Origin of the sequence: Streptomyces sp. NPDC046759 (genome assembly GCF_040645475.1) — a bacterium.
Taxonomy (GTDB): Bacteria; Actinomycetota; Actinomycetes; order Streptomycetales; family Streptomycetaceae; genus Streptomyces.
The window spans coordinates 216,399-226,276 of record NZ_JBEYYJ010000013.1; the positions used below are offsets into that span (position 1 = coordinate 216,399).

Annotated in this window: 9 protein-coding genes; 7 read left to right on the forward strand and 2 right to left on the reverse strand. The window is 70.7% G+C overall.

From position 1 onward, the window contains the following. Positions 1–103: 103 nt before the first annotated feature. The 4 genes from ABZ919_RS19805 to ABZ919_RS19820 all read left to right on the forward strand — a co-directional run bounded on the left by ABZ919_RS19805 (position 104) and on the right by ABZ919_RS19820 (position 3,896). Positions 104–274, forward strand: a complete 171-nt coding sequence (locus ABZ919_RS19805) for a Trm112 family protein (RefSeq protein ID WP_361249206.1) — start codon at positions 104–106, stop codon at positions 272–274. Positions 275–339: 65 nt separating this feature from the next. After that, positions 340–1,467: an SIS domain-containing protein gene (locus tag ABZ919_RS19810; protein WP_361249209.1), complete on the forward strand. Its 1,128-nt coding sequence runs from the start codon at positions 340–342 to the stop codon at positions 1,465–1,467. A 138-nt stretch (positions 1,468–1,605) separates the two neighbouring features. Next, complete coding sequence (gene manA / locus ABZ919_RS19815; RefSeq protein WP_361249212.1) at positions 1,606–2,757, forward strand: mannose-6-phosphate isomerase, class I; 1,152 nt, start codon at positions 1,606–1,608, stop codon at positions 2,755–2,757. Positions 2,758–2,915: 158 nt separating this feature from the next. After that, the gene (locus tag ABZ919_RS19820; RefSeq protein WP_361249215.1) at positions 2,916–3,896 is read left to right on the forward strand and encodes a cation diffusion facilitator family transporter; all 981 of its coding nucleotides are present in this window, start codon (positions 2,916–2,918) and stop codon (positions 3,894–3,896) included. An 8-nt stretch (positions 3,897–3,904) separates the two neighbouring features. Here the strand turns inward: ABZ919_RS19820 and lepB are convergent, their stop codons facing one another. Beyond that, a complete protein-coding gene (gene lepB, locus ABZ919_RS19825; RefSeq protein ID WP_361249217.1) occupies positions 3,905–4,606 on the reverse strand; it encodes a signal peptidase I in 702 nt (233 codons plus the stop codon). A 366-nt stretch (positions 4,607–4,972) separates the two neighbouring features. On the opposite strand from lepB, the gene ahcY reads away from it, so the two are divergent. Then, a complete protein-coding gene (gene ahcY / locus ABZ919_RS19830; RefSeq protein WP_361249219.1) occupies positions 4,973–6,430 on the forward strand; it encodes an adenosylhomocysteinase in 1,458 nt (485 codons plus the stop codon). A 194-nt stretch (positions 6,431–6,624) separates the two neighbouring features. Then, positions 6,625–7,239, forward strand: coding sequence for a hypothetical protein (locus ABZ919_RS19835; RefSeq protein ID WP_361249222.1), 615 nt, complete (start codon positions 6,625–6,627; stop codon positions 7,237–7,239). Positions 7,240–7,361: 122 nt separating this feature from the next. Here ABZ919_RS19835 and ABZ919_RS19840 read toward each other — a convergent pair whose 3' ends face one another. Next, entirely contained in the window at positions 7,362–8,321 is a 960-nt protein-coding gene (locus ABZ919_RS19840; RefSeq protein WP_361249256.1) for an RDD family protein, read from the reverse strand. A 154-nt stretch (positions 8,322–8,475) separates the two neighbouring features. Between ABZ919_RS19840 and ABZ919_RS19845 the strand changes: the two genes are divergently transcribed. Then, complete coding sequence (locus ABZ919_RS19845; RefSeq protein WP_361249225.1) at positions 8,476–9,483, forward strand: stage II sporulation protein M; 1,008 nt, start codon at positions 8,476–8,478, stop codon at positions 9,481–9,483. The last annotated feature ends 395 nt before the right edge of the window (positions 9,484–9,878 follow it).

Here is a 9,878-nt window from a genome sequence, read left to right on the forward strand (position 1 = left end):
GCAGCCCCGACGGACGGTGCCGACAGCCCGCCCAGCCCGTCCACCGGCGGTACGCTGACCAGGCACATCCACAGACCGACGCCCGCCCCCGAAGGGACACCCCATGCCGCTCGAAGCCGGCCTCCTGGAGATCCTCGCCTGCCCGGCCTGCCACGCCCCCCTCAAGGAGCAGGACTCCGAGCTGATCTGCACCGGCCAGGGCTGCAACCTCGCCTACCCGGTCCGCGACGGCATCCCGGTCCTGCTCGTCGACGAGGCCCGCCGCCCCGCGTAACGACGCGGCACCCACCCCCTGCCAACGGCTCCGCACAGGACCCCGGCGATCGGAGGCACCCGCCCATGCTGGACGAATCGCTGCTCGACACCCCGGAGGGCCTCGCCGAGGCCGACCGCCGAGGCCTGCTGCGCGGTGCCGCCGAGGCCGGCGCCCGCGTCCGTACCGCCGCCCGGCACGCCGCCGAGGCCGGCATCGGCGACCTCAAACCCGACGGTCGCCCCCGCGCCGTCCTCATCGCAGGCCCCGGCGCCGCCGCCACCCACACCGCCGACCTCCTCGGCACCCTGGCCGGCGTCGGCAGCCCCGTGGTCCGTCTGGCTCCGACCGGCGTGGCCCCGGCCGCGGGCGCGCTGCGCTGGGAACTGCCGGGCTGGGCCGGTTCCGTCGACCTGCTTCTGATCGCCACTCCGGACGGCACCGAACCCAGCCTCTCCCTCCTCGCCGACCAGGCCTATCGGCGCGGCTGCTCGGTCGTCGCCGTGGCCCCGGCCGGCACCCCCCTCGCCGAGGCGGTCACCGGCGCCCACGGCCTGTTCGTACCGATGGCGACGGCGCCGTACGACCAGGAGGAACCGCTCGCCGCGTCCTCCTCGGGCGTCTTCTGGGCGCTGCTCACCCCGCTGCTGGCAGTGCTCGACCGCGTCGGGCTGATCAGCGCTCCGCCGGAGGCCCTGGAGAAGGCCGCCGACCGTCTGGACCACATCGCCGAGCGATGCGGCCCCGCCATCGCGACCTACAGCAACCCGGCCAAGACCCTGGCCGCCGAACTCGCCGACGCGCTCCCCGTCGTGTGGACGGAGGGACCCTCGGCGGGCCCCGCCGGGCGCCGTTTCGCCGCTGCCCTCGCCGAACTCGCCGGCCGCCCCGCACTCGTCGCCGAACTCCCCGAGGCGCTGTCCGCGCACAGCGCCCTGCTGGCCGGTCCGCTGGCCGCCAGCGCCGACCCCGATGACTTCTTCCGCGACCGTGTCGAGGAGCCGGCCGCACTGCACGCACGCGTGGTGCTGCTCCGCGACCGCCCGATCAGCGGCCTCACCGCCGCCTCCGCCGCCCGTGACGTGGCCCTCAGTCACGACACGCCGATCAGCGAACTGGAACCGGAGGAGGGCGGCGACCTGGAAGCCCTCGCGGAACTGATCGCCGTCACGGATTTCGCCGCTGTTTACCTGGCGGTCGCTTCGGAGGCCTGATCTTTGCTCCGGGCCCGGTGACCCGCGCCCACCCCCAGGCCGGCCATCGGCACCGCCACGGGCACCGCCACCGGCACGGCCGTCGGCACGCTCGCCGACACCGGCCGAGCCGCGTACGTACGGAGACAGAGAAGACACATGGACCGCCTCGACAACACCATCCGCCCCTACGCCTGGGGTTCCACCACCGCCATCCCGCACCTCCTCGGCGTCGAGCCGACCGGTGAGCCGCAGGCGGAGATGTGGATGGGCGCGCACCCGGGAGCTCCCTCCCGCACCCTGCGCGGGACGCTGGCCGACCTCATCGACGCCGACCCGGAGCGCGAGCTGGGCGCCGAGGCGGTCGCGAAGTTCGGCCCGCGGCTGCCGTTCCTGCTGAAGCTCCTCGCCGCCGGCGCGCCCCTCTCCCTCCAGGTGCACCCCGACCTGGCACAGGCCCGGGAGGGTTACGCCGACGAGGAGCGCCGCGGCATCCCGGTCGACGCCCCGCACCGCAACTACAAGGACGCCAACCACAAGCCCGAACTGATCTGCGCGCTCACCGAGTTCGACGGCCTGTGCGGCTTCCGCGACCCGGTCCAGGCCGCCGACCTGCTCGCCGGACTCGGCGTCGACTCTCTCAAGCCGTACGTCGACCTGCTGCAGGCCCGCCCCGAGGACGCGGCCCTGCGCGAGGTCCTCACCGCGATCCTCACCGCCGACCCGCAGGAGATGGCGCAGACGGTCGCCGAGGCCACCGCCGCCTGCACCCGCCTCGGCGGCGACCACGCCCCCTACGCGGTTCTCGCCCAGCACTACCCGGGTGACCCCGGCGTCATCGCGGCCATGCTGCTCAACCACGTCCGGCTGCAGCCCGGTGAGGCCCTGTTCCTCGGCGCCGGCGTCCCGCACGCCTACATCAGCGGCCTCGGCGTCGAGATCATGGCCAACTCCGACAACGTCCTGCGCTGCGGCCTGACCCCGAAACACGTCGACGTGCCCGAACTCCTGCGCGTGGTCCGGTTCGAGGCCGGCGACCCCGGTGTGCTGCGCCCGGAGGCCTCCCCGGACGGCGAGGAGGTCTACGAGACGCCCATCGACGAGTTCCGCCTCTCCCGGTACGTCCTCCCCGAGAACGGCACCGCCCACGACCTCGCCCTCGGCACCCCGCAGATCCTGCTCTGCACGGCCGGCTCCGTGCGTGCGGGGGAGTACGAGCTGAGCCCCGGTCAGTCGGTCTTCGTGCCCGCCGGGGAGAAGGCCGAGATCTCGGGCGCGGGCACGGTCTTCCGTGCCACTGTGCTCGTATGAGCCGCTGTGATCGTATGACCGGGCTTGTGGATACCTGACGCGGCAGGGCCCGGCCGGGCTGCAACAATGGCCCACCGGCAAAGGCCGGGCAAAGCCGGGCCACGCCTGACGGTGTGGCGCCGAAGGCGACGACAAGGGCGAAGGGACAACGCGAACACATGAGCGCGTCAGGCGGTACCAGGGCGATCGTGGCGGCACTCGGCGCCAACCTCGCGATCGCGGCATCGAAGTTCGTGGCGTTCGCGTTCAGCGGCTCCTCCTCGATGCTCGCCGAGGGCGTCCACTCGCTCGCCGACTCCGGCAACCAGTTCCTGCTGCTCATCGGCGGCAAGAAGGCCCAGCGCGAAGCGACCCCGCAGCACCCCTTCGGCTACGGCCGCGAGCGTTTCATCTACGCCTTCCTGGTTTCGATCGTCCTCTTCTCCATCGGCGGCATGTTCGCCGTCTACGAGGGCTTCGAGAAGATCAGCCACCCGCACGAACTGGAGCACTGGTACTGGCCGGTGGGCGTCCTGGTCTTCGCCGTCATCGCCGAGGGCTTCTCCTTCCGCACGGCCATCAAGGAGTCCGCGGAACTGCGCGGCTCGCTCTCCTGGGCACAGTTCATCCGCCGCGCCAAGGCACCCGAACTGCCCGTCGTCCTGCTGGAGGACTTCGGCGCGCTCATCGGCCTCGTCCTCGCCCTTCTCGGCGTCGGCCTGTCCGTGCTCACCGGGGACGCCGTCTGGGACGGCATCGGCACGGTCTGCATCGGTGTCCTGCTCGTCTGCATCGCCCTGGTCCTGGCCGCCGAGACCAAGTCGCTGCTGCTCGGCGAGGCCGCAGGCCTCGATGTGATCAAGAAGATCGAGGAGGCGACCGTCGACGGCGAGACGGTCACGGGCGTCATCCACATGCGCACGCTCCACCTCGGTCCCGAGGAACTGCTGATCGCCGCCAAGATCGCCGTCCAGCACGACGACACGGCCGCCGAGGTCGCGAACGCCATCAACGCCGCCGAGACCCGCATCCGCGCCGCGGTCCCCATCGCCCGCGTCATCTATCTCGAACCGGACATCTACAGCGAGGCCGAGGCCGCCAAGGGCCCGGACCCGGAGGCGACCCCCGGCGGCCCGAACCCGCACGCCGCCGGGCACTGAACCCGGCCTCAGCTCCCGTTCGGCTGCATCGGCCACGGCATCGGCGGCATCGGCGGTACCGGCGGCGCCTTCCGCCGCCGTACGGCGAGGAAACCGATGCCCAGACCGACGCCCACGAGTAGCATGACGACGCCGAGGAGCAAGCCCGTCACCAGCAGACCCGGGACCGTACGATCATTCGTCACCCGGCCCCGCACCGCGTCCGCGGACACCGTCCCGCCCTGCTCGTCCAGGTGGAAACGTGCGTCATTGGAGTTCGCGCGATAGTCGCCGAGCAGGAACAGCCGCCCCTCGGGCACCTTCACGTCATACGGCCGGTGCGCGCCGTCCGCGTCGCCGCCGTACACGTACGGCTCCTCGATCGGCTTTCCGTTCACGGTCACCCGCTCCCGCGAGCCCACCGGCGTGCAGCACCTCACCCGGTCCCCACCGACGCCGACGACCCGCTTCATCAGGGGTCCGTCGAAACCGTAGGACCGGGGCGGCGTGAACAGCACGACGTCTCCGCGCCGCACCTCGCTCCCGTCGACGCGCCGCCAGACGACCAGGTCCCCCCGCTCGTACGTCGGCTTCATGCTGTCGCCCCCCACCGTCGAGGTCCCGTACGCACTCCGCACGGAGGCGAAGGCGCCGATCGCCAGCACCAGACCCAGCAGCCCCACCACGAGCGCCGAGATCCCCAGCCCCCGTCCCCGCCTTCTGTCCGCCATGTCCCGTCCTCCCCTAGCGGCCCGCATCGAGTCGCGGAGAATATCGGCACCCTGTGAACGCTCGGTACCGCGGGGTGCCTGCACCTTCGGCCGACGCCGCCCGCGGCCGCGCCGGGGACGGCTCGAACCTTGCGGGTGCGGACTGGGGCCGACCGGGTGGTCCGGTGTAGCTTGGGACGGAGCCAGACGTCGCTGCTGATGGCGGTCGGGCGGTCCAGCAGGGACCGACCGAGGGAGAGAGGGCCTCCGACGGACTGCGCTGCGCGTATGTGGGCATGCCAGTGTCCTCTTCTCGGGCACTCGTGTGTCCGCCGCCGCGCAGACCAGCCGTACCCACCTCGACCCGATACCGAGGAGCAGCTCGTAATGACGACTGTCGACAACCGACAGGACTACAAGGTCGCCGACCTCTCGCTGGCCGAGTTCGGTCGCAAGGAGATCACCCTCGCCGAGCACGAGATGCCGGGCCTGATGGCGATCCGCAAGGAATACGCCGAGGCACAGCCTCTCGCCGGCGCCCGCGTCACCGGCTCCCTGCACATGACCGTGCAGACCGCCGTCCTGATCGAGACCCTGGTCGCACTCGGCGCCCGGGTCCGCTGGGCGTCCTGCAACATCTTCTCCACCCAGGACCACGCGGCCGCCGCCATCGCCGTCGGCCCGAACGGCACCCCGGACGACCCGCAGGGTGTGCCGGTCTTCGCCTGGAAGGGCGAGACCCTGGAGGAGTACTGGTGGTGCACGGAGCAGGCGCTGACCTGGCCGGACAGCCCCACCGGCGGCCCGAACATGATCCTGGACGACGGCGGCGACGCCACCCTCCTCGTCCACAAGGGCGTCGAGTACGAGAAGGCCGGCGAGGTCCCCGCCGTGGAGACCGCCGAGTCCGACGAGCACCGCGTCATCCTTCAGCTGCTGCACCGCACGCTGGGCGAGAACGCCCAGAAGTGGACGCAGCTGGCTTCGGAGATCCGCGGTGTGACCGAGGAGACCACCACGGGTGTCCACCGCCTGTACGAGATGCAGCGCGACGGCCTCCTCCTCTTCCCGGCGATCAACGTCAACGACTCCGTCACCAAGTCGAAGTTCGACAACAAGTACGGCTGCCGGCACTCCCTGGTGGACGGCATCAACCGCGCCACCGACGTGCTGATCGGCGGCAAGACGGCCGTCGTGTGCGGGTACGGCGACGTCGGCAAGGGCTGCGCTGAGTCCCTGCGCGGCCAGGGCGCCCGCGTGATCATCACCGAGATCGACCCGATCTGCGCGCTGCAGGCGGCGATGGACGGCTACCAGGTCACCACCCTGGACGAGGTCGTCGAGACCGCCGACATCTTCGTCACCACCACCGGCAACAAGGACATCATCCTTGCGTCGGACATGGCGAAGATGAAGCACCAGGCGATCGTCGGCAACATCGGCCACTTCGACAACGAGATCGACATGGCCGGCCTCGCCAAGATCCCCGGCATCGTCAAGGACGAGGTCAAGCCGCAGGTCCACACCTGGACGTTCCCCGACGGCAAGGTGATCATCGTGCTGTCCGAGGGCCGTCTGCTGAACCTCGGCAACGCCACCGGTCACCCGTCGTTCGTGATGTCCAACTCCTTCGCGGACCAGACCCTGGCCCAGATCGAGCTGTTCACCAAGCCCGACGAGTACCCGACCGGCGTCTACGTGCTGCCCAAGCACCTCGACGAGAAGGTCGCCCGCCTCCACCTGGACGCCCTCGGCGTCAAGCTGACCAAGCTCCGCCCGGAGCAGGCCGCGTACATCGGCGTGGAGGTCGACGGCCCGTTCAAGGCGGACCACTACCGCTACTGAACCGGCGTTCCAGCAGCCCCGCCCGCCGGGGAGCACATCGGTGCACCGCCGTGCTCCCCGGCAGCAGGTCTCCCGAGGCAGGCCCCCGCACCCCCGTGCCGGGGGCCTGCCCCTTTGTCCGGTCCGGCGCGGACCGCACCGGAGAAACCGGCAGTACGGCCGGACCGTCAGCCCGTCGAAGACCCAGGACCCCCATGCCCCGCGGCCGATATTCGCTCCACGATCCGCACGATCACACCCCCCTCGGCGAAGAACACTTCCAGTGCGCCCCCGGCCCGTCCGGCTGGCGCTATGTCTCCCGGCTGACCGGTCCCGCAGGCGATTACCGCGGCTCGGTCGACCTCGCCCTCGACGACCTCGGCCGCCCCATCCGCCTCGAACTCCACGCGGGAGAATGGCAGGTGCGCGGTGCCGCCCTCGACGGCGTCACCTGGGTCCGCACCGATCCCACCGGAGCCCATGCCACCGAAGGCAATGTGCGCGCCCACGCCTTCACCGGTACGTCCCCCGCGTTCCTCGTCGCCACCGCTCGTCTGCTGCGCCTCACCCCCTCGTCCGACGCGACCCGCGTACGCCTGGTCGCCTTCACGGACCCGGTCCTCGCCCCCCGCACCGTGGACCAGTCCTGGGCCTTGGTGAACAGCGAAGCACACGCCACTGACAACGGCCCCCTGAGCGTGGACGAATACCAGGTCACAGCCCTGGACACCGGCGAACGGCACACCGTTCACATCGCCGGCGACGTCGTCCTGGCCGCACCGGGAATCGAGTTGGAGGACCTTCAGTCACCGCCGTCGACGTTCGACTGAACGCCGGGACCGGCAGGACCGTGAAGGCCGAACGCCGGGACCGGCAGGACCGTGAAGGCCGCAGGAACAGGGCCCGACCAGGGGCAGGAAGAAGCCGGAAAGAAGGACCCGGCGGAGCCGGTCTACGCCGGCGGTGCGAATCCGCTCGGCGGGCGGTCTGCCGGTGGCTCGTCCCGCGGAGGGGCGGCCGACGCCGGAAGCGAAGACAGCGTCTGCCCGTCCCACACCTGGGACCCGTCGGACTGTGCCAGGCTCTGCGGCCGGGCCGCCGCCGTATCGGGTGGCTGATACGAAGCGGGTGCGGCAGGCGGGGACACCGGCGTAGTGACACCCCCGGCACCGAACGCCCGGCGGGCCTCGCGCGACTGGCGCTCGTGCACCACCGCCGCCAGGAAGGCGGCCGCCGGCAGATCATGCGGCACCGAGGCGCCCGTGCGCACCACCAGGTCGGCCGCCAACCGTTCGGCCATCTCTCCCGAAACCTGCGGATCCAGCTGTCCCATACGGGTCAGGTACTGCCGGACAGCGAGCCACAGCCCGTCCGGCACCGCCGACAGGTCCAGCTCGGCGAACCGTCCCGCGAGCCCAGGCGGAGGAGGCGGAATGAAGCCGGCCTGACCAGCCGGTATTCGCTCACGCACGACCAAGGTCCCCGCGAACACGTCCCCGAGCCGCCGGCCTCGCGCCGACACCAGGGAGGCGATGCAGGCGACCACGCCGAACGTCAGCAGGATCTCGACCACCCCGATCGCACCCCGCACCAGCGCGTGCCGGAACCGGATCGGCCCGCCGTCGTCCCGCACCACCCGCAGCCCGAACGCCAGCTTCCCCAGCGAACGCCCATGACTGAGCGTCTCCACGGCGATCGGCCCGCCGACCAGCACCAGCAGAAACGTCGCGATCGACAGTGCCACTTGCGCCGCCTCGTCCAGCGAGGCCGTCGACACCACCACCGCGAGGGTGACGACGGTGTACGCGACCACGGTCACCACGAGGTCGAGCAACACAGCCAGCGCCCTGCTCGGCAACTTCGCCGGCCGCAGTTCGAGCGCCACCGCCTCGCCCGTCACCAGCTCACTCACGCCCGCCGTCCTCCCTGATCTGCCCCCGGAAGCGCAAGTCTGCCAAGCTGTGGGCACATCGCGCTTCAGTACTACAACCTGACCACGATCGAGACCCTTCACGACGGCATGCACGACGAGCGGTCGACGACCAGCCGAGGAGCAGGCAGACCCGATGGACCTGGACGTCTTCGTCTCCGTACACCGAGCCGAATGGGACCGCCTCGACGCCCTGCTCCGCCGCCGACGCCGCCTCAACGGCGCCGAGGCCGACGAGCTCGTCGCCCTCTACCAGCGGACCGCCACCCATCTCTCCCTCATCCAGTCCATCGCTCCGGACCCGCAGCTGACAGGCCGGCTCAGCCAACTGGTGGCACGCGCGCGTAGCGCCGTCACCGGCACCCGCCGCGCCTCCTGGCGTGATGTCACGCGCTTCCTGACCCAGGGCTTCCCGGCCGCCGTCTACCGCGCTCGCCACTGGTGGGTGCCCACGGCACTGGTCTCGACGGTCATCGCGGTCCTCCTGGGCTGGTGGATCGGCACCCACCCGGACGTTCAGTCGTCCATCGCGGCGCCCGGCCAGCTGCGCCGGCTGACCCGCCCCGGCGGTGAGTACGAGACGTACTACTCCAGTCACCCGGCGGCGGCCTTCGCCGCCCAGGTGTGGACGAACAACGCCCAGGCCGCCGCCATGTGCCTGGTCCTGGGCGTCTTCCTGGGCCTGCCTGTCCTCTGGATCCTTTTCGAGAACATGCTCAACCTCGGCGTCGGCTTCGGCCTGATGTCCTCCGCCGGCCGACTCGACACGTTCCTGGGACTGGTCCTCCCGCACGGCCTGCTCGAACTGACCGCCGTCTTCGTGGCCGCCGGTACGGGACTGCGCCTGGGCTGGACACTCATAGACCCCGGACCCCGTACCCGGCGCACCGCTCTCGCGGAGGAGGGCCGCGCGGCGGTCGGCATGGCGATCGGCCTGGCTCTGGTCCTGTTCGTATCCGGAGCCATCGAAGGCTTTGTCACCCCGTCCGGCCTGCCCACCTGGGCACGGATCGGAATCGGCATCCTGGCCGAGCTCGCATTCCTGACGTACGTCTACGTCCTCGGCGGCCGAGCCGCACGTGCAGGCGAGACCGGCGACCTCGACACGGCCGACCGCAGCGCCTCGGTCCCGACTGCCGTCTGATGTGCGTTCGACCCCTGTGAGCTGCTAGTCTCCTCTTCGCCCCGCGAGAGCCGTTGACACGGATGGAGCGGGGAGGTAGATTCAAACAGTTGCCTGGAACTGGACAAGTTCATCGGCGAGCGTTAGACTCTACGAGCTTCCAGAGAAGTCGAAAGGCATCTCAGAGAAGCCACCTCCCGATTACTCGGAAATGAGCGGCCGGTCAGACCGGCCAAGAACTTCTGATAAAGTCGGAACCGCCGGAAAGGGAAACGCGAGAGCGAGAACCTGGAAAGCACCGAGGAAATCGGATCGAAAAGATCTGATAGAGTCGGAAACACCGAAGGGAAGCCCGGAGGAAAGCCCGAGAGGGTGAGTACAAAGGAAGCGACCGTTCCTTGAGAACTCAACAGCGT

Excerpts from the sequence above, each read along its gene's own strand:
- ABZ919_RS19845 (WP_361249225.1), top strand. The coding sequence starts at position 8,476 with ATGGACCTGGACGTCTTCGTCTCCGTACACCGAGCCGAATGGGACCGC.
- ahcY (WP_361249219.1), top strand. The coding sequence starts at position 4,973 with ATGACGACTGTCGACAACCGACAGGACTACAAGGTCGCCGACCTCTCG.
- lepB (WP_361249217.1), bottom strand. The coding sequence starts at position 4,606 with ATGGCGGACAGAAGGCGGGGACGGGGGCTGGGGATCTCGGCGCTCGTG.
- ABZ919_RS19820 (WP_361249215.1), top strand. The coding sequence starts at position 2,916 with ATGAGCGCGTCAGGCGGTACCAGGGCGATCGTGGCGGCACTCGGCGCC.
- ABZ919_RS19835 (WP_361249222.1), top strand. The coding sequence starts at position 6,625 with ATGCCCCGCGGCCGATATTCGCTCCACGATCCGCACGATCACACCCCC.
- ABZ919_RS19810 (WP_361249209.1), top strand. The coding sequence starts at position 340 with ATGCTGGACGAATCGCTGCTCGACACCCCGGAGGGCCTCGCCGAGGCC.
- ABZ919_RS19805 (WP_361249206.1), top strand. The coding sequence starts at position 104 with ATGCCGCTCGAAGCCGGCCTCCTGGAGATCCTCGCCTGCCCGGCCTGC.
- manA (WP_361249212.1), top strand. The coding sequence starts at position 1,606 with ATGGACCGCCTCGACAACACCATCCGCCCCTACGCCTGGGGTTCCACC.